The following is a 17,471-nucleotide window of genomic DNA, read 5'->3' as shown; positions in this document are numbered from 1 at the left end:
AGCTCGGATCGACGGCCGGCGCCGACCGGCCGCCCGATCGATATGACCAGCCCACCGCAGGAACGCGAGACGTACACGATCGCCCTCGACCGCGAGGAGCGCTGGGTCGTCCACCACGTCCTCACCGACCGCATCGACGACCGGATCGACGACGGCGAACGGCCCCCCGAGCGGCTGCTCGACCTCGTCTCCCGGATCGAGGACGGCGAGAAAACGCTCACCGGCCGCCAGCTCCGTACCCTCCAGGACGCTCTCCGAACGTATGCAGGAGCCGACGGGACGCCCTCGCGGGACGTCGAACTCGCATCGGCGGTCGCCGCCCGCCTCGAGGCCCTCGGTTAGGGCCGCGTCGTCGCCCACACCGCAGCCACCGCGAGCGCGAGCGCCGGCGCCAGCGGCAGGATGAGGAACGCGACGACGTAGTTCGTCTCCGGCGGCCACAGCACGATTGCGAGCGGCGAGACGATGAAGGCGACGACGATGACTCCCACGAGCACCCAGCCCCGCCGGCCGAACTCCCGCTCGGCGGCCGTCGGATGGACTCCCTCGAGGGACTCGCCCTCGCGTTCGGGGCCGTCCTCGCGGCGCTCGCCGTCTGCGTTCGCGGGGTCGTGGACGTAGCCGTCGTCGCTCCGGCTCACGTCCGGGCTTCGCTGGCTCCCCTCAAAGCCCTCACGGTTCCTCGACGGAATCGGGGACGAGGACGACCTTTCCGAACCCCTCCCGCCCTTCGAGCAGCTCGTGGCCCCGGGCGGCCTCGCTCATCGGAAGGGTCTCGCGGATCGCGGGCTCTAACTGTCCGTCCCAGACGAGTTCCATCACGTCGTCGACCTGGCCGGGCGTGGCCATCGTCGACCCCAGTACGGAGAGTCCGTTCCAGAAGATCCGCCGGACGTCCGTCTCGGGGTTGGGTCCCGTCGTCGCGCCGCAGGTGACCAGCCGCCCGCCCTTCGCGAGCGCGCGGATCGACTCGCGCCAGGTGTTGCCGCCGACGTGATCGACGACGACGTCGACGCCCCGTTTCCCGGTCTCCTCGCGGACCCAGTCGGCGAAGCTCTCCTCCTCGTAGTTACAGACGTGGTCGGCACCGAGTTCGCGGGCGGCCTCGAGTTTCGCCTCGGTGCTGCCGGTGGCGTACACCTCCGCGCCCGCGTATGCGGCGATCTGGACCGCGGCGTGGCCGACGCCACCGCTGGCACCGAGCACGAGGATCGATTCGCCCGGTTCGATTTCCGCACGGTCTATCAGCATCCGCCAGGCCGTCTGGAAGACCAGCGGCGCCGATCCCGCGATCGCCCAGTCGACGCCCTCGGGGACGGGGATCAGGTTTGCCTCGGGGACGGCGGCGTACTCGCTGTGGACCCCGCGGACGTGCTCGCCGATGATGTGAAAGCCGGTACAGAGGGTGTACTGGCCGTTCCGACAGAACTCGCAATCCCCACAGGAGACGCCCGCCGAGAGCGCGGCACGGTCGCCCGCCGAGAACCGCGAGACCTCCGCGCCGACCTCCCGGACGACCCCCGCGGCGTCGCTCCCGGGAACGTGGGGCATCTCGAGGTCGATCCCCGGCATCCCGCGGCGGACCCAGAGATCGAGATGGTTCAACGCACCCGCCCTGATCTCTACGAGCACCTCGTCGGAGCCGACTTCGGGGTCGGGGTAGTCGCCGTACTCGATGACGTCGGTGTCGCCGTGGCCCGCGAATTGGACTGCCTGCATGGTCGTGTCGTGTCTCCGAGGGGTGAAAACGATTGGCGCCGCGGCGCCGTGGTCGGGAGCCGATCACGTCTCCGCGTCGTGGGCCGAATTCCGGCCCGAATCCGGCCCCAGCACGTCGCCGAGCCAGTAGCCCCGGACGAAGACGTACGTCCCCGCGACGGCCGCGGTGACGTTCGAGAGCGCGATGGCGTACCACGCGCCGGGGGCGCCGAGAGCGAGGACGACCACCAACAGGAGCGCGATAGCGGCGCGGGCGCCCCACAGCGTCGTGACGCCGACCGTCATCGCCAGCCGGGTCGATCCCGCACCGTAGAACGCGCCGTTCATCATGTGGTAGACGGCCATGACGGCCCAGGTCGGGGCGACGATCCGGAGGAAGGTCGCGCCGTGGGAGACGATCGGTTCGGCACCCGGTCCGGTGACGAACAGGTAGACGATCGGCCGCGCGAACCACACCGTGAGCGCGCCCGCGACGAGGAAGACGGAGCCGAGGATCGCGATAGCGACGTACACCGTCCGGCGGGCGCGATCGGGCCGCCCACCCCCGAGGTTGTGTCCGACGACCGTCTCGACGGCCATCCCCATCGCCGCCATCGGGAGCCAGACGAGTGAGACGAAGCGGGTCCCGATGCCGTAGGCGGCGACGGCCTCCGCGCCGACCGTGGCGACGAGCGCCGTCATGACGATGGCCGCGACCGACTGCGTGCTCTGGTCGATCGCCCCCGGCCCGCCGATCCGGACGAGTCGGGTTACCAGCTCGCGGTCGGCCACGAGGTCGCCCGGCTCGAGGCTCAGTCCGACGCGGTCGCCGAACAGCAGCCAGAGACCGACGGCGGCGGCGACGGCCCGCGAGAGCACCGTCGCGCCCGCGGCGCCCGCGACGCCGAACCCCGCGAAGTCCGTGGCGGCGAACAGCGACTCCTCGAGACCCCGGAGACCGGTCCAGCCGAAGATGGGGTTGTCCGTGAATCCGAGGATCAAGAACGGGTCGAGGAGGAGGTTGACTCCGACGCCGAGAACCATCAGGTACATCGGGGTCTTCGTGTCGCCCCAGCCCCGAAGGAGCGCCATGAAGACGTGAAAGCCAAAGGTGAAGGGCATCCCGAGGACGATGATCCGGGTGTAGGTGACGGCGAGTTCGTGGACCTCCGTCCCGGGAGTCGTGCCGATCGCGCTCAGTGCCATCGGCGCGAGGACCGCTCCGAGGATCGAGACGGCGACCGAGAGGAGTCCGACGAACCCGATGGTCCCGCCGGCGACGCGCCCAAGGTCGTGGTCGTTGCCCGCGCCGGCGTGCTGGGCGACGAGGATCGTTCCGGCGTTGGTCATCCCCGCGCCGAGGCTGACGAGCAGGAAGATGAGCGGCCACGAAAAGGAGAGAGCGGTCACCGCGTCGGCGCCGACCTGGCCGACCCAGAACGTGTCCGTGAGGTTGTAGGCGACCTGGAGCAACTGTGTCGCCGTCAGCGGACCGGCGAGCGCGAGCAGGGGCCACGCGATCGGTTCTTCGGTGAATCGGCCCTCCGCCGACGCGTCGGTCACGGTCCCTCCTCGAGCGCTATGGTCGGGTCGTCGCGTGGCGGTTCTCTCGGGGTCGTCCGATCGCTCGCCTCGAGGAAGTCGAAAGGGGGCGGGCTACGGCGCGGTCGAGGGCTGTGCGTCGCGCGGGTCGTGATCGGCGATCCGGTGGCCGGACTGCCGTTCGGGCGTGACATATGGGTGGGGATCTCTCATCGGGATGGCTGGTCGTCGAACTCTCTCCAGAACCGGCGGAGAACGCGGGTGGCCAAACGGCACGCTGCTAAAGGTGGCGAGGAGTCGGTCGTCGAAGCCACGGCTTGCGACTGGGGAGACCGACCGTGGGCCCGCGTGGGGCCCGGCTACGGGGCGGCGCGCATCGAACTGGTGGAGGCGACGGCCCGCCCCGAGATAGAGCTTTCGGCGCCACCGCGGGAATCGTCGGTCAGACCCGGGCGACCGCGAGAATGTGGTTCGACCAGTCCACGACCGCCGGGTCGGTCCTGAGTTCTCGAACCGCCTCGCGGACCCCCTCCTCGTCGCCCTCGGCCATCTCGGCGTCGTCGAGACGCTCGCCGACGTTGGCGGCGACCCCCTCGAGCCCGACCAGCTTCTCGACGTCGAAGCCCGCGCTCTCGAGGGCGGCCTCTAGCTCCGCGGCCCGGAAGAAGTGACACTCCGTGAAACCGGGGTCGTCGGTCTGCCCGAGGGCGAACTCGCGGGTGTAGGAGCCGGTACGGACGATCTCGGCCATCCCCTCGTGGTACTTCGGGTTCCGGACGAGGTTTTGGAGGACGGCGAGTCGGCCCATCACGGAGACGAAGACGGGCGCGTCGGGTCGGCCCGCCCGGCGGAGTTCGGCCAGCGCGGTCGCCCGTTCGTCGTCATCGACGACGTGCGAGAGCGGGCCGCCAGTACAGACGACGGCGTCGAAGGCATCCGTTTTCACGGGCAGCGCCCGGAGGTCGCCCCGCCGGACGCGAACCCGCCCGTCGAGACCGCGCTCCCGGACCTTCTCGCGAGCAATGGCACACTGGCGTTCGCTCAGGTCCACCAGGGTCACGTCGTACCCCCGTTCGCCGAGCCAGACGGCGTACCGTCCGGCGCCGCCGCCGGCGTCGAGGATTCGGCCCGAATCGGGGAGATAGCGTCTCAGGGTAGTCGTCGTCCCCTCGAGTTCGAGGCGCCCGCCGAGGGTCGCCTCGAGACGGTCCCACTCCTCGCGGCCGTACTCGTCGTAGTACCGCCGGGGCTCGAGGGTGGGCGGAGGATCGTCGTTTCCGCTCATGTCCGCGTCTCCGGCTCCGGACCGAAGAAGCCACCGGCGGTATGATTCGAGATGACATGGGACGACCGCCGCGATCCACGGGCGTTTAACCCGGCCGGTTCCGAACGCGGGGGTATGGCTACGGACGAGCCCGGCGAAGGGACCCTCGGGGCGGCAGTGGTGACGGTGTCGTCGGCCAGATCGCTGTCGGCCGACGAGCCCGGCGACGCGATCGTCGCGGCGTTCGAGGAGGCGGGCCACGAACTCGCGACCCGGGAGCTGATCGCGCCCGGCTTCGACAACGTCCAGTCGGTCGTCTCCCGGCTCGTCGGCCGCGAGGACGTCGACGTCGTCGTCACGACCGGCAGTACGGGCGTCGGCCCCGAGGACGTCACGTTGGAGGCCGTCTCCCAGTTCATCGAAAAGGAGTTGCCCGCGTTCTCCCAGCTGTTCACCCGACTGGGCTACGAGGAGGTCGGCACCGGCGTCCTCCGGGCCCGGTCGCTGGGTGGCGTCTCCGACGGGGTGGCGATCTTCTGTCTGCCCGACGACGTCGCGGCGACCAGACTCGCCGCCGAGTCGATCATCGTCCCGGAAGCGCCGGCGATCGTCGAGCAAGCAATGGACGAAGAGGACGAGGAGTGAGCCATGGGGGCCGACAAGGAGGGGGTCAGAGAGCGGGTCTGGGACGACCTAGAGGAGCGCGGCGTCGCCCGCTTCCCGTTCCCGCCCCACGGCCGGATCCCCAACTTCGAAGGTGCCGCCGACGCCGCCGACCGGCTGGCCGACACCCCCGAATGGGAGGGTGCAGAGCGGATCAAGGCCAACCCCGACGCGCCACAGCTTCCCGTCCGCCGGCGGGCGCTGCGAGCGGGCAAGACGCTCTACATGGCCGTTCCCCGCCTGCGCGAGGCCGAGTGTTTCATCGAACTCGATCCCCGCTCTCTGGAACCGGAGGAGTACGATCCCGCGACGACCGTCTCCGGAATCGGGGAGTACGGCCGCCAGGTCGGCCCCGACGCGATGGAGCCGATCGACCTGATCGTCTCGGGGAGCGTCGCGGTCGATGCCCAAGGTGGGGACGCGGACGAGGCGGGCGGAAGCGAGGATGCGGATGGCACTGGGGGCGACGGGAGCGAGCCCCGCACCGGCGCCCGAATCGGAAAAGGAGAGGGCTACAGCGACCTCGAGTTCGCCCTCGCTCGGGAACTAGGGCTCGTCGACGGCGAGACGCTGGTCGCAACGACGGTCCACGAGCGCCAGCTGGTGGCGGGAATCGAGCCCGCGGCCCACGACGTGTCGATAGATCTGATCGTCACACCCGAGCGAGCGATCCGGCCGGATACGGGCGAGAAGCCGGCGGGGATCGACTGGGACCGTCTGGACGAGGAGCGGATCGGTGAGATCCCCGTCCTCGAGGAGCTTCGGTAGAGCCGTCGAATCGAAAAGATCGTCCTCAGATGTCGCCGACGAGGTCGGCGAAGTCGTCGGTGTCGACGACCTCCATCGTCTGGGCCGAGAGGCCGTGGCGGCGCATCGTCAGCGCCGCTTTGAACGCCGCGTCGCGGTCGGGTGCGTCGAAAATCACGAGGAAGTCGTGTTCGCCCATGATCGCGTACGACTCCACGAGCTCGGCGTGGTGGTCCTCGAACTCGGTCCGGATCTCGCCCCAGATCGACGCCAGCTCCTGGGCGTTCTGGACGTCGCGATCGGCGGCTTCGACGAGGGAGGCGTATCGTACCATGGACGACCTACAAAACGCCGCCCCAAAACGTTTGGCAAACCGTCGGAGCGTGCGAACGAAAGCCAAAAGCGGCGTCAGCCACCTTTTTCCCGGCCAGCCGCCTACCGCTCGTCATGAGAAACGCCAAGATCGTCTGTACGCTCGGGCCGGCCTCGAACTCCCGGCGGAGGGTTCGAGAGCTCGCGGAGGCGGGGATGGCCGTCGCGAGGCTGAACGCGAGCCACGGCACCCCCGAGGACCGCGCCGAACTGATCGAGACCGTCCGGGAGGTCGACGAGTCGATCGACGCGCCCGTCGCCGTGATGCTCGACATGCAGGGCCCGGAGGTCCGGACCGCACCCCTCGGGGAGGGCGAGACGGTCGCCCTCGAGACCGACTCGACGATACGGTTCGTCGAGGGCGAGGAGGCGACGCCGGAGGAGGTCGGACTCTCCCTGTCGATCGACGGCGTCGGCGTCGGCGACCGGATCCTGCTCGACGACGGGCTGATCGAGACCAGAGTCGAGGCCGTCGAGGACGAGTCGGTCGTCGCCCGCGTCGAGAGCGGGGGGAGCCTGGGTGGGCGAAAGGGAGTCAACATCCCCGGGGTCGATCTCGACCTGGACGTCGTCACCGAGACGGACAGACGGGATCTCGAGTTGGCCGCCGAGAAGGGCGTCGACTTCGTCGCGGCGAGTTTCGTCCGGGACGCCGGGGACGTCTATGCGGTCGAGGAGGTCCTGGAGGAACTCGGCGTCGAGATCCCGATCGTCGCGAAGATCGAGCGGGCGGGCGCCGTCGACAATCTGGAGGGGTTGATCGACGCCTCCTACGGGATCATGGTCGCCCGGGGCGATCTCGGCGTGGAGTGTCCGATGGAGGACGTCCCGATGATCCAGAAACGGATCATCCGGCAGTGTCGCGAGGCCGGCGTCCCGGTGATCACGGCGACGGAGATGCTCGACTCGATGGTCCACGCGCCCCGCCCCACGAGAGCCGAGGCCTCCGACGTCGCCAACGCCGTCCTCGACGGCACCGACGCCGTGATGCTGTCGGCGGAGACGGCCGTCGGCGACCACCCCGCCGCCGTCGTCGAGGCGATGGACAGCATCGTCCGCGAGGTCGAAGGGTCCAACGAGTACGCAGAGCTGTTAGAACAGCGGGTGCCGGCCTCGGGCGAGGCCCGGACCGACGCGCTGGCGCGCTCGGCGCGCTTTCTCGCCCGCGACATCGACGCCGATGCCGTCGTCGCCGCCACCGAGTCGGGGTACACCGCCCTGAAGACCGCGAAGTATCGTCCCGGGGTTCCGGTCGTCGCCTCGACGCCGAGCCACGAGGTACGGCGCCGGCTCGCGCTCTCGTGGGGTGTCCAACCGCTGTACGCGCCGGTCTCCGACCAGGGCGCCGGCGCGGTCGTCGAGAAGGCGGTCCAGTCGGCTCTCGACGCGGGCGTGGCCGACAGCGGCGACACCGTCGTCGTCCTCTGTGGGATGATGACCGACCTGGAGGGTGCGAACACGACGAACATGCTCAAGGTCCACGTCGCCGCCGACGCGGTCGCGACCGGCCGGGTCGTCGTCGAGGGCCGCGTCTCCGGCCCGGTCGTCCACCTCGCCGACGGCGACCTCTCGGGGGTCGAATCCGGCTCGATCGTCTTCCTGAAAGAAGGGTTCGACGACGAGTTCGACGGCGACCTCTCGACGGTCGCGGGCATCGTCGACGCGACCCGCGGGATGACCGGCTACGCCGCCCTCGTCGCCCGCGAGATGGACGTCCCGATGATAAGCGGGGCGGATCTCTCGGACGTACCCGGGGACGCGTTGGTGACGATCGACGCCGAGCGAGGCGTCGTCTACGGCGGCTCGATCGACGACCGGACCGAGCGATAGCCGGGTCGTTGCGACCGGAGCGGCCGCCACGTTACAACGCCACAATATACATATAATCACATCCTTATCGATTAGATCGTATTAACTGACTGCGGCATAGATTTATATTGGATGTCGCCGTTTTCGGAGGTATGATCCAACAGCAACTCGAGGCCGAGACGATCGCTCCCCTTCCCGAGACCCTGACGTCGCCGGAGGCGAAGCTGGTCTACCTCTACGTCGACGCCGCCGGGGGCGCGACAGTCGACGACCTGAACGAGACCCTCGCGATGCAGAAGATGAGCATCCTGAGCGTCCTGAACTCGCTTTCGGGCGAGAAGTTAGTCGAGAAGTCCGGCAACCGGTACGTCGTCTCGAGCTGAAGCGACCTGCCCCGAACCGCTCCGGGCGCTCCGGCGGCGCCGGTGGGGGTTCGAAGCCTTTATCCGCGCGGTAGGCGTCCGTTTTCCCAACAACCATGGCCGAGAAACCCGCCTCCATGTACCGGGAGATCGACAAGCCGGCGTACACGCGCCGGGAGTACATCACCGGGATTCCGGGCTCGAAGATCGCACAACACAAGATGGGCGACGTCGGGGCCGACCCCGAGGACTACCCCGTCCAGATCAGCCTCGTCACCGAGGAGGAAGTCCAGATCCGCCACGGCAGCCTCGAGGCCTCCCGGCTGTCGGCCAACCGCCACATGTTGAAAAACGCCGGCGAGGGCAACTACAAGATGATCCTCCGGAAGTTCCCCCACCACGTCATCAGGGAGAACAAGCAGGCGACCGGTGCCGGCGCCGACCGGGTCTCCGACGGGATGCGCCAGGCGTTCGGCAAAATCGTCGGCACCGCCGCCCGGATCCAGGAGGGCGAGCGAATCTTCACGATCTGGTGTGACGTCGACGACGCCGGGTTCGCAAAGGAGGCCCTCCGGCGGGCGTACAACAAGGTCTCGCCGCCGTGTCGGGTCGTCGTCGAGAAGGGCGAACAGGAACTGATCTCCTGAACGGGCCGGCGACCCCGGCCGATCGGCGCTCGAGTGCTATCGCCGGCAGTCGCCTTTCTCCCGCCACCGGTCGGAACACTTAGTACATCGTCCGGACACCACGCCCATTAATGGGAGGAACGGTGGTCGAAGTCGGACTCCCCGCCGAGGAGTTCGCGCTTTCGGAAACGACGGCTCGGTTCGACGACCTCGAGTACGAGATCGAGCGCGTCGTCGCCCACGGCGACGGTCGCGTGCTGCCCTACGTCTGGATCGACGGGCCGAGCGTCGGCGACGTCGAGGCGGCCCTCGCCGAGGACGATACCGTCGAGGACTTCGAGCGGATCGCGGACCTCGAGGAAGAACGACTGTACCGAATGGACTGGGTCGCGCGGATCGACACCCTCGTGCGGATCCTGGTCGAGGAGGAGGGCGCGATCCTGTCGGCACAGGGCAACGGCGACGACTGGACGCTCCGCATCCTCTTTCCGAGCCGGGAGGCGCTCTCGCGGACCCACGACTACTGCGAGGAGCGCGGGCTCGCGATGGAGATCCACACGATCTACGACGTCAACGACGGCCGACAGGGCCGGTTCGGGCTGACCGACAGCCAACAGGACACTCTGCTTTCGGCCTTCGAGAAGGGCTACTACGAGATCCCTCGAGAGGCCTCGATGGACGACCTCGCCGAGGAGATGGGCGTCTCCCACCAGGCGCTGTCCGAACGCATCCGGCGGGGCCATCGGATGCTGGTCGAGAACACCGTCATCATCGGCGACCAGGGCTCCGGGGACGACCGGACGTCGGAGACCGGAAAGGGGGACTGACCCGGATCGAGTCGTCGGGGGGCTTTTGGCCCGTCGCTGCGATCCTCGGACATGCTCGAGCTCGCGGTCGCCAACAGTGAGGAGACGTTCGAACGGATAGCCGACCCCCTCGCCGAGCGGGGGATCGCGGTCCGTCACGTCCCCGTCCGCGAGCGGACCACTTCCCTCGCGGACCCGCCCTGGTCGCCCGAGGAGTTCGACGCCGGCTTCGTCTTTCCGGGCCGGGTGATGGAGGGCGGGGTCGCGACCGCGCTGCTCTCGGTCCCCTGGCTCAACGGCCGCGAGGCCGTCATGACCTCGCGCAACAAAGGCGAGGTGCTCGCCCGCCTCGAGCGTGCCGGCCTCCCGGTCCCCGACTCGGTGTACGTCTCGAGCCAGGTCGATCCCGGGAAACTACTCGAGGCGTTCGAGCGGTTCGAGCCGCCCGTGGTCGTCAAACCGAACTCGACGACCCGCGGGATCGGGGTCGCCCGCGCCGGCGACGCCGACTCCTTTCTGGGGATCTGTGACTACCTCTCGATGGTCCACGACTACCACGCGACCGGCGACAAGTCGTTTCTCGTCCAGGAGTACCTCCCCGACGCCGTCGATTACCGGGTGATGGTCCTGGAGGGCGAGTACGTCGGCGCCGTCGAGCGACGGCTGCCAGAGCCCGCCCGGGCCGCGGGGCAGTGGAAACACAACGTCCACCGGGGGGCGGAGGCGACCGGGATCGACCTTCCCGCCGAACTCCGCGACCTCGCCGAGGCGGTCGCCGCCGAGTTGGAGATCCCCTTTTTGGGGGTGGACCTGCTGGTCACCGACGAGCGGGCGGTCGTCAACGAGACCAACGCCCGGCCGACGATCGATCGGGCGACGAAGTACGAGCCGGAGTTTTACGACCGGTTGGCGGGGGCCATCGAGGCGACCGCCGACCGGGCTACTCGACGCTGATGTCCGAGGAGGAGGCGGCGGGGTCGAAGACGACCTCGAGGACGCCGTTGTTGTAGGTCGCCTCGGCGGTGTGTTCGTCGACCCGGCGGGGAAGCGAAACGCGCTCGTCGTACTCGCGGTGTTCGCTGTGGGCCGAGACCGTCAGCGTCCGCCCGTCGCACTCGAGGTCGATGTCGCCCTTCTCGACGCCAGGGAGGTCGGCGACGACCCGAACCTCGTCGCCGACGTCGTGGATGTCGACGTGGGTGTCCGATCCGAAGCCGGCGTCGGCGCCTCCGGGGCCGCCGGCGCCGACGTTGGCGCCGCCGGTCATCTCGTTCATCATCCGCTCGATCTCCCGGAAGAAGTCGTCGAAGGGCTCGTCGCGGTCGTCTCTGACCATACCCGGGGTTGGGACGGCCGGAGCAAAAACCTGTTCCCTCAGTCGGCGATCTGGCGGTCGGCGGCGCGCTCGCGGCCCTCGAAGCGCTCGAGGCCGATCCCGAGGGCCTCGTTGGTGGTGGCCATGCTCTCGGCGGCGTCGGCCTCGCCGGCGATCGCGCGGATCGCGTCGACGTTCTCGGGGACGACGTTCGACTCCTGGTGGATCGCCTGCAGACAGTAGAGGTCGCCGTCCCGGACCGCGATCGACTCCTCCCAGATCGCGTTCTCCCAGACGTCGTTCCGGGGACGGCCGGCGTCGCCCGCGAGGTCCCGCAGGCCGCCCGTCCCCTCGATCCCGGCGTAGCCCGGAACCAGAAGCAGGCGGCTCTCTCCGGCGAGCCGATCGCGGATCTCACCCGCGTCGGCGTCCTCGGCGAGGGAGACGTTGACCGCGTGGACGTGCATCATCGTCGTCGGCACCCGGAGGGCGATCGTGTCGATGGCGAGTTCGGGGAAGATCGTCCGGACGTCGGGACCGTGGTGGGAGGGCAGGGAGACGGGGTCGGGGACGACGTCGTTGATCGGGCCACGGGAGGTCTGGGTCGGGTCGCCCCCGCGGCGGACGAGCGTCACGCGAGCCTTCTCGATCCCCGCGAGTTCCTCGATCGGCGCGAGCAGCCGGGAGAGGCCGGTCGTGTTACAGGAGACGACCCGGACGTAGTCGGCCTCGCTCGCCTCCGCGAAGTTCGCTCGGGCGTTGAAGCTGGCCTCGGCGACGGTCGCGTCCTCGCCGCCCTGGAAGATCGCGGGGGTATCGTGGCGCTCGTAGAGCGGACGGTTCTCGGCGCCGACCCCCGAGGGGGTCGCGTCGACGACGACATCGCTCTCGCGGACGAGGTCCTCGACGCCGCCGGCGGGGGTGATATCGACCGCCGAAAACGGCGCCGCGTCCTCGGCGTACAGATCGTACCCGGTCTCGTCGGCGCCGACGGCGGCGTAGTCGGGGCTTCGCTTCGCGACGCCCGCCACGCGCATGCCGGGCTGGGCGCGGACGGCGTCCGCGACGCGCTTGCCGATCGTTCCATACCCGTTGATTCCGACACGGATCATTACCTCCCGGTCCACCGCCGACGCCCATAACTATTTCGCAGAAATTTGATAGATGTTTACTCGTAATAGAGTTGTAACGCCGGAAACCGCCGGAAGACGCGGGTTTCTCCCACGGTAATACGTGACAATGTTCGGAGAGCGAGGGCACTACGGGGGAGGAACGTGACCGAAGGGGTATCTTCTTTAGCGCGGGCCCCGATTACTCATACATGAGTGAACATTCCGTCGAGTCGGCCGAGGGGACCGTCCGCGTCGGGCTGAACGGGTTCGGACGGATCGGGCGGAACGTGCTCCGGGCCTCCCTCGCACACGACACCGTCGAGATCGTCGCGATCAACGACATCATGGACGACGAGAAGATGGCCTACCTCCTCGAGTACGACTCCGTCGCAGGTCGCCTGGACGGCGTCTCCCTCGACGACGGCACCCTCACCGTCCAGGGCCAGGAGATCACGCTCACCTCCGAACGCGACCCGACGAACCTCCCCTGGGACGACCACGACGTCGACGTCGCCTTCGAGGCCACCGGCCTCTTTCGGACCCACGACGACGCCGCCCAGCACCTGGAAGCCGGCGCCGAGAAGGCGATCATCTCCGCACCCCCGAAGGGCGACAAGGAGGTTCTGACGGTCGTCTACGGCGTCAACCACGACGAGTACGACGGCGAGGACGTCGTCTCGAACGCCTCCTGTACGACCAACAGCATCGCCCCCGTCGCGAAGGTCCTGGACGACGAGTTCGGCATCGAATCGGGACTCCTGACGACCGTCCACGCCTACACCGGCACCCAGAGCCTCGTCGACGGTCCGGCGGGCAAGACCCGCCGCGGTCGGGCCGCCGCCGAGAACATCATCCCGACCTCGACGGGCGCGGCCCAGTCGACGACCGAAGTGCTCCCCCAGCTGGAAGGGAAATTAGACGGGATGGCGATGCGCGTGCCCGTTCCGAGCGGGTCGATCACGGACTTCACCGTCGATCTCGAGGGCAACCCCTCCCGCGAGGAGATCAACGACGCCGTTCGGGCGGCCGCCGACGGCGACCTCGCCGGCGTGCTGGGGTACACCGACGACGAGATCGTGTCCAGAGACATCCTGGGGCTGCCGTTCTCGACGTACGTCGACCTCGAGTCGACGATGGTCGTCGAGGACGGCCTCGCGAAGGTGCTGACCTGGTACGACAACGAGTACGGCTTCTCCGCCCGGATGCTCGATCTCGCGACCTACCTCATCGAGGGCCGGGCCGAAAGCGGCGCCTCGCCGCGGCCGTAGGGCCGGATTTAACCCCTCCCGGAGCGATTCTCGGCTCATGCCTTCGTTCGGAACCGTCGAGGACCTCCCGCCGGAGCAGCGCCTGCTCGTCCGTCTCGACCTGAACGCCCCCGTCGAGGAGGGCGTCGTCAAGGACAACAGGCGCTTTTCGCGCCACGCCGAGACCGTCGAACGGCTGCTCGACGACGGCCACGCCCTCGCCCTGCTGGCCCACCAGGGCCGGCCCGGCCGGGACACCTTCGTCTCGCTGGGGCAACACGCGGAGATCCTCGCCGACCATCTCGATAGGGAGGTCGAGTTCGTCGCCGACACCTTCGGCGAGGAGGCCCTCGAAGCGATCGACGACCTCGCGGGCGGCGAGGTCCTCCTGCTCGAGAACGTCCGGATGTGCGACGAGGAGTTGCCCGAGAAGACTCCCGAAGAACACGCAGAAAGCGAGTTCGTCCGGACCCTGGCCCCCGAGTTCGACGCCTACGTCAATGACGCCTACTCGGCGGCGCACCGCGCCCACGCCTCGATCGTCGGCTTTCCCCTGGTCATGGACGCCTACGCGGGACCCGTCATGGAAACGGAGTACACCGCCAACTCCGCGATCCGCGAGCGGGAGTTCGACCGCGTGACGATGGTCCTGGGGGGAACGAAAGCCGAGGACCTCATCCCCGTGATCGAGCGCCTCGAGGGCGTAGACCGGTTCTGTCTGGGCGGGATCGTCGGCGAACTCTTCCTCCGGGCGGCGGGCCACGACGTCGGCTACGACGTCGAGAGCGACCTGTTCGACGACCAGTGGGACGAGAATCGCGAGGAGATCAAGGAGACCCTCGAGACCCACGGCGACCGCCTCGTCCTCGCGAGCGACCTCGCCTACGAGGACGACGCGGGCGAGCGCGCGGAGGTCGCCGTCGACGGCGTCGAGAAGGAGACCTCCTTTCTCGACGTCGGGAGCGACACCGTCGCGACCTACGCCGACCACGTCTCGGAGTCGGATGCGGTCTTCGTCAAGGGCGCGCTCGGAGTCTTCGAGGACGAGCGCTTTTCCGACGGCACCGTCGGCGTTCTGCGGGCCATCGCCGACACCGACTGCTTCTCGGTCGTCGGCGGCGGGGACACCTCCCGGGCGATCCCGATGTACGACCTCCCCGAGGACGCCTTCTCACACGTCTCGATCGCCGGCGGTGCCTACGTCGCCGCGCTCACCGGCGAGGAACTGGTCGCGATCGAGGTCCTGGAGCGAGACGGGTAGAACGGAGAAGGGCGTCGTAGAAGCGGCTCTCGCCGGGTACGACAACCGTCTTCGGGGGACCGGGGACCACGACGACGTCGCCGTCGGCACGGGCCGGGATCGCCGATCCCGGTCTCGACGGGTCCGACACCGGCGTCGGCCTCGATGGTGCCGCCGCCCCGGCTCGAATTAGCCGGCGAAGACGACCGAGTTATCGTTTGGTCACGGACGCGAGGGGGCCGAGAGACACGGTTCGTTGGACGGTGGAATCGTCTTCCGCGTCGGCATCGTTCCCGCCGGTCGAGACGCTGAACGCGTACTCGGCGGTGACGCCAGTGAGTTGGTTCTCATCGGTTTCGACGAACAGGACGCTCCGCTCGTTCCCGTCCGGGGTTTGGACGACGGTCCCTGTTCGCGAGACCACGTTCCCGGAGCGCGTCGATTCGTATGCGATTTCGACCTGATCACCCGACTTGACCTCCTCTCCCATGTCCGAACCTCGGGAGCGGAGGTGTTATCGGTTTTTCGTTCGCTCCGTTCGGTACTCGGCCACGACGGACGAAACCGTTCCCGGTCCACACGGGTTCCGTGATCGACTCTCCAGTCACCGTCGGGCAGTGGCTGGCCGTCCCCTTTCGATCACACCCCCAAAACAGCGCGATTCCGAGGACGGTGACGATCGAGAGAAGCACCTGGAGGGGCGCGCCGATCCGGAAGTAATCGGTGAAGCGATAGCCGCCCGGGCCGTAGACGAAGAGGTTGGTCTGGTAGCCGATCGGGCCCAGGAACGCGGTGCTGGCGGCAAAGGTGACTGCAAAGACGAACGCGAGCGGGTTCGCATCGATGCCCGCTGCTGCGGCCGCTGCGACCGGAATCATGAGGACGACGCTCGCGTTATTACTGATCAGTTCGGTGATGAGGCCGGTGACGATGTAGAACAGCCACAGCACGACGATCGTGGGAAGGAAGCCGGCCGTCGAGACGACCAGAAAGGCGAGATACGCGGCCGCACCGCTCTGTTCTAACGCGATTCCGAGCGGAATAACGCCCGCCAGCAGGAAGATGACGTCCCACTCGACGGCGTCGTACAGCTCGTTGGGGTCGAGGACGCCGGTGACGACCATCGCGATCACGCCCATGAGCGCCGAGACCAAAATGGGGTAGAGCTCGAGGGCAGCGACGGCGACGACGCCGATCATGATCGCGACGGCGATCGGTGCCTTGTTCGCGCGGTACTCCCGTCGGGGCGGTTCCCGAGCGACGATCACGTCGTCGCGTCTGGAGAGGCGATCGAGCGTGTCGGGCGCCGCCTGGACGAGGAGCGTGTCCCCGACGTCGAGACGGTGGCCGACGAGCCGACCGCCGATGAGTGTGCCACGGTGGCGGAGACCGAGCACTGCGGCGCCGAACTCCACACGGAAGCGCTCGGGATCCAGTCGTTCGCCGACCAACCGCGAATCGAGCGAGACGACCAGTTCGGTGAGGACGCTCTCGGAATCGACCGGCGCGAGTTCCTCGGTCGATCGCGGGTCGCCGACGAGTTCGACTGCCCCACTATTCTCGAGCATCTCGACTGCGTCTCGGCCCGTTCGGACCACGAGCACGTCGCCGTCCTCGAGTCGAACCACCTGCTGGGGGGCAACCGATCGATCCCCGTCGCGGACGACCTGGACGACGTCGACTCCCTCGCCCAGTATCGTCGTCGCGTCGCCGACCGTCTCGCCCCCGAGGGGCGACCCTGGACCGATCGCTATCTCCGCGATGTAGTCGCCGACGTCGTACGTCTCGACGTAGTCCGCCCGCGGAGGGACGCGCTCGGGGAGAAGGTGGTGTCCGACGAAGATCAGGTAGAGCGCCCCGACGACGACGACGATCACGCCCAACTGCGTGAACTCGAACATCGAGAACCGGTGGAGTTCGGGGTACTCGCTCCCGAGACGGCCGCTGATGTCGCTCGCGAGGAGGTTCGTCGAGGTGCCGATGAGCGTGAGCATGCCGCCGACCTGCGAGGCGTACGACAGCGGGATGAGCAGCTTCGACGGGGAGGTGTGCCCCCGGTTCGCGACGTCGGTCACGACGGGCACGAGCAGCGCCACGACGGGCGTGTTGTTGAGAAACCCCGAGACGGGGCTCGTCGCGAGGACGGTGGCGAACAGCTGTTTCCGGACGCTGTCGCCCGCGAACGACGCCATCCGGCGTCCGAGCTCCTGGACGAGTCCCGTCTTGGCGATACCGCCGCTGAGGATGAGCATCGCCAGCACCGTGATCGTCGCGTCGTTGGCGAACCCCGAGATGCCGGTACTCGGATCGATGCCCGTCCACGGCTCCAGGACGACGAGCACGACGATCAACGAGATCGCAGTCACGTCGATCGGCAGCCACTCGGTGAGAAAGAACACGAGCGCGAGCACGACGACGCCGAGGACGACGAAGACGTCGGCCGTGAGTTCCGGCCGAACCACCGGCTCCTGGGCGAGCGCCACGCCGGCGGAACTCGGCATGGAACGGTCCACATCGCCCCGTAATGTAACACTTCTGCAAAGAACCCGGACTGTACGCAAACGATGGTGATTCGACGGCGACGGGACCTCTGGCCGGAGGCATCGGTCCGCGTTCTCGCCCACTCACCTGACTCCCACGAACTCGACGACGAGCGTATCGGGGTCGG

General features: G+C 68.4%; 19 protein-coding genes. 10 read left to right on the top strand and 9 right to left on the bottom strand.

Annotation, left to right across the window (positions count from 1 at the left end; all coding sequences use genetic code 11):
• Positions 1-42 precede the first annotated feature (42 nt).
• The gene (locus tag LCF40_RS00225; RefSeq protein WP_114577031.1) at positions 43-342 is read left to right on the top strand and encodes a DUF7853 family protein; all 300 of its coding nucleotides are present in this window, start codon (positions 43-45) and stop codon (positions 340-342) included.
• On the opposite strand, the gene LCF40_RS00220 is transcribed toward LCF40_RS00225, so the two are convergent.
• From LCF40_RS00220 to LCF40_RS00205, 4 genes are all read right to left on the bottom strand, one after another.
• A complete protein-coding gene (locus tag LCF40_RS00220; RefSeq protein ID WP_114577030.1) occupies positions 339-641 on the bottom strand; it encodes a DUF7977 family protein in 303 nt (100 codons plus the stop codon). The genes LCF40_RS00225 and LCF40_RS00220 overlap by 4 nt on opposite strands.
• Before the next feature lie 31 nt (positions 642-672).
• On the bottom strand, positions 673-1,719 hold the full coding sequence (locus tag LCF40_RS00215) for a zinc-binding dehydrogenase (RefSeq protein WP_224826936.1): 1,047 nt from the start codon (positions 1,717-1,719) through the stop codon (positions 673-675).
• Between the two features lie 63 nt (positions 1,720-1,782).
• Positions 1,783-3,261 carry an MATE family efflux transporter gene (locus LCF40_RS00210; protein ID WP_224826935.1) on the bottom strand — a complete coding sequence of 493 codons (1,479 nt, stop codon included), beginning with the start codon at positions 3,259-3,261 and terminating at the stop codon, positions 1,783-1,785.
• Positions 3,262-3,682: 421 nt separating this feature from the next.
• The gene (locus LCF40_RS00205; protein WP_224826934.1) at positions 3,683-4,525 is read right to left on the bottom strand and encodes a class I SAM-dependent methyltransferase; all 843 of its coding nucleotides are present in this window, start codon (positions 4,523-4,525) and stop codon (positions 3,683-3,685) included.
• A 114-nt stretch (positions 4,526-4,639) separates the two neighbouring features.
• On the opposite strand from LCF40_RS00205, the gene LCF40_RS00200 reads away from it, so the two are divergent.
• The gene (locus LCF40_RS00200; RefSeq protein WP_198667882.1) at positions 4,640-5,149 is read left to right on the top strand and encodes a MogA/MoaB family molybdenum cofactor biosynthesis protein; all 510 of its coding nucleotides are present in this window, start codon (positions 4,640-4,642) and stop codon (positions 5,147-5,149) included.
• A gap of 3 nt (positions 5,150-5,152) precedes the next feature.
• Positions 5,153-5,935 carry a 5-formyltetrahydrofolate cyclo-ligase gene (locus LCF40_RS00195; protein ID WP_224826933.1) on the top strand — a complete coding sequence of 261 codons (783 nt, stop codon included), beginning with the start codon at positions 5,153-5,155 and terminating at the stop codon, positions 5,933-5,935.
• Between the two features lie 25 nt (positions 5,936-5,960).
• Here LCF40_RS00195 and LCF40_RS00190 read toward each other — a convergent pair whose 3' ends face one another.
• Positions 5,961-6,248 (bottom strand): GYD domain-containing protein, encoded by a 288-nt coding sequence (locus LCF40_RS00190; protein WP_114577024.1) that lies wholly within the window; start codon positions 6,246-6,248, stop codon positions 5,961-5,963.
• A gap of 113 nt (positions 6,249-6,361) precedes the next feature.
• Between LCF40_RS00190 and pyk the strand changes: the two genes are divergently transcribed.
• The 5 genes from pyk (at position 6,362) to LCF40_RS00165 (ending at position 10,843) form a co-directional block, all read left to right on the top strand.
• Entirely contained in the window at positions 6,362-8,116 is a 1,755-nt protein-coding gene (gene pyk / locus LCF40_RS00185; RefSeq protein ID WP_224826932.1) for a pyruvate kinase, read from the top strand.
• Between the two features lie 131 nt (positions 8,117-8,247).
• Positions 8,248-8,478 (top strand): MarR family transcriptional regulator, encoded by a 231-nt coding sequence (locus LCF40_RS00180; protein WP_224826931.1) that lies wholly within the window; start codon positions 8,248-8,250, stop codon positions 8,476-8,478.
• 95 nt (positions 8,479-8,573) lie between these two features.
• Positions 8,574-9,104: a 50S ribosomal protein L16 gene (locus LCF40_RS00175; protein WP_114577021.1), complete on the top strand. Its 531-nt coding sequence runs from the start codon at positions 8,574-8,576 to the stop codon at positions 9,102-9,104.
• 122 nt (positions 9,105-9,226) lie between these two features.
• Positions 9,227-9,910 carry a helix-turn-helix domain-containing protein gene (locus LCF40_RS00170; RefSeq protein WP_224826930.1) on the top strand — a complete coding sequence of 228 codons (684 nt, stop codon included), beginning with the start codon at positions 9,227-9,229 and terminating at the stop codon, positions 9,908-9,910.
• 51 nt (positions 9,911-9,961) lie between these two features.
• Entirely contained in the window at positions 9,962-10,843 is an 882-nt protein-coding gene (locus LCF40_RS00165; RefSeq protein ID WP_224826929.1) for an ATP-grasp domain-containing protein, read from the top strand.
• Here the strand turns inward: LCF40_RS00165 and LCF40_RS00160 are convergent.
• Positions 10,830-11,225 carry an Hsp20/alpha crystallin family protein gene (locus LCF40_RS00160; protein ID WP_114577018.1) on the bottom strand — a complete coding sequence of 132 codons (396 nt, stop codon included), beginning with the start codon at positions 11,223-11,225 and terminating at the stop codon, positions 10,830-10,832. The two genes, LCF40_RS00165 and LCF40_RS00160, sit on opposite strands and share 14 nt — an antisense overlap.
• Before the next feature lie 38 nt (positions 11,226-11,263).
• Positions 11,264-12,316: a type II glyceraldehyde-3-phosphate dehydrogenase gene (locus LCF40_RS00155; protein ID WP_224826928.1), complete on the bottom strand. Its 1,053-nt coding sequence runs from the start codon at positions 12,314-12,316 to the stop codon at positions 11,264-11,266.
• A gap of 209 nt (positions 12,317-12,525) precedes the next feature.
• Between LCF40_RS00155 and gap the strand changes: the two genes are divergently transcribed.
• Complete coding sequence (gene gap, locus LCF40_RS00150) at positions 12,526-13,584, top strand: type I glyceraldehyde-3-phosphate dehydrogenase (RefSeq protein WP_114577016.1); 1,059 nt, start codon at positions 12,526-12,528, stop codon at positions 13,582-13,584.
• A gap of 37 nt (positions 13,585-13,621) precedes the next feature.
• A complete protein-coding gene (locus LCF40_RS00145; protein WP_224826927.1) occupies positions 13,622-14,824 on the top strand; it encodes a phosphoglycerate kinase in 1,203 nt (400 codons plus the stop codon).
• A gap of 190 nt (positions 14,825-15,014) precedes the next feature.
• Here LCF40_RS00145 and LCF40_RS00140 read toward each other — a convergent pair whose 3' ends face one another.
• Positions 15,015-15,293, bottom strand: coding sequence for a hypothetical protein (locus tag LCF40_RS00140; protein ID WP_224826926.1), 279 nt, complete (start codon positions 15,291-15,293; stop codon positions 15,015-15,017).
• Positions 15,268-17,304 (bottom strand): SLC13 family permease, encoded by a 2,037-nt coding sequence (locus LCF40_RS00135; protein WP_224826925.1) that lies wholly within the window; start codon positions 17,302-17,304, stop codon positions 15,268-15,270. The genes LCF40_RS00140 and LCF40_RS00135 overlap by 26 nt, the downstream gene beginning before the upstream one ends.
• Positions 17,305-17,471: the final 167 nt, after the last annotated feature.

This window comes from Saliphagus infecundisoli (genome assembly GCF_020177375.1).
In the GTDB taxonomy this organism is placed as follows: Archaea; Halobacteriota; Halobacteria; order Halobacteriales; family Natrialbaceae; genus Saliphagus; species Saliphagus infecundisoli.
Note: the sequence above shows the minus strand (reverse complement) of the source record. Positions and strands in the feature narration are given on the sequence as shown.

What these genes read in the sequence shown, in the direction of transcription:
- LCF40_RS00190 (WP_114577024.1), bottom strand. Translation starts at nt 6,248, where the DNA reads ATGGTACGATACGCCTCCCTCGTCGAAGCCGCCGATCGCGACGTCCAG.
- LCF40_RS00180 (WP_224826931.1), top strand. Translation starts at nt 8,248, where the DNA reads ATGATCCAACAGCAACTCGAGGCCGAGACGATCGCTCCCCTTCCCGAG.
- LCF40_RS00225 (WP_114577031.1), top strand. Translation starts at nt 43, where the DNA reads ATGACCAGCCCACCGCAGGAACGCGAGACGTACACGATCGCCCTCGAC.
- LCF40_RS00145 (WP_224826927.1), top strand. Translation starts at nt 13,622, where the DNA reads ATGCCTTCGTTCGGAACCGTCGAGGACCTCCCGCCGGAGCAGCGCCTG.
- LCF40_RS00160 (WP_114577018.1), bottom strand. Translation starts at nt 11,225, where the DNA reads ATGGTCAGAGACGACCGCGACGAGCCCTTCGACGACTTCTTCCGGGAG.
- LCF40_RS00140 (WP_224826926.1), bottom strand. Translation starts at nt 15,293, where the DNA reads ATGGGAGAGGAGGTCAAGTCGGGTGATCAGGTCGAAATCGCATACGAA.
- LCF40_RS00155 (WP_224826928.1), bottom strand. Translation starts at nt 12,316, where the DNA reads ATGATCCGTGTCGGAATCAACGGGTATGGAACGATCGGCAAGCGCGTC.
- LCF40_RS00165 (WP_224826929.1), top strand. Translation starts at nt 9,962, where the DNA reads ATGCTCGAGCTCGCGGTCGCCAACAGTGAGGAGACGTTCGAACGGATA.
- LCF40_RS00200 (WP_198667882.1), top strand. Translation starts at nt 4,640, where the DNA reads ATGGCTACGGACGAGCCCGGCGAAGGGACCCTCGGGGCGGCAGTGGTG.
- LCF40_RS00195 (WP_224826933.1), top strand. Translation starts at nt 5,153, where the DNA reads ATGGGGGCCGACAAGGAGGGGGTCAGAGAGCGGGTCTGGGACGACCTA.
- pyk (WP_224826932.1), top strand. Translation starts at nt 6,362, where the DNA reads ATGAGAAACGCCAAGATCGTCTGTACGCTCGGGCCGGCCTCGAACTCC.
- LCF40_RS00175 (WP_114577021.1), top strand. Translation starts at nt 8,574, where the DNA reads ATGGCCGAGAAACCCGCCTCCATGTACCGGGAGATCGACAAGCCGGCG.
- LCF40_RS00215 (WP_224826936.1), bottom strand. Translation starts at nt 1,719, where the DNA reads ATGCAGGCAGTCCAATTCGCGGGCCACGGCGACACCGACGTCATCGAG.
- LCF40_RS00135 (WP_224826925.1), bottom strand. Translation starts at nt 17,304, where the DNA reads ATGCCGAGTTCCGCCGGCGTGGCGCTCGCCCAGGAGCCGGTGGTTCGG.
- gap (WP_114577016.1), top strand. Translation starts at nt 12,526, where the DNA reads ATGAGTGAACATTCCGTCGAGTCGGCCGAGGGGACCGTCCGCGTCGGG.
- LCF40_RS00205 (WP_224826934.1), bottom strand. Translation starts at nt 4,525, where the DNA reads ATGAGCGGAAACGACGATCCTCCGCCCACCCTCGAGCCCCGGCGGTAC.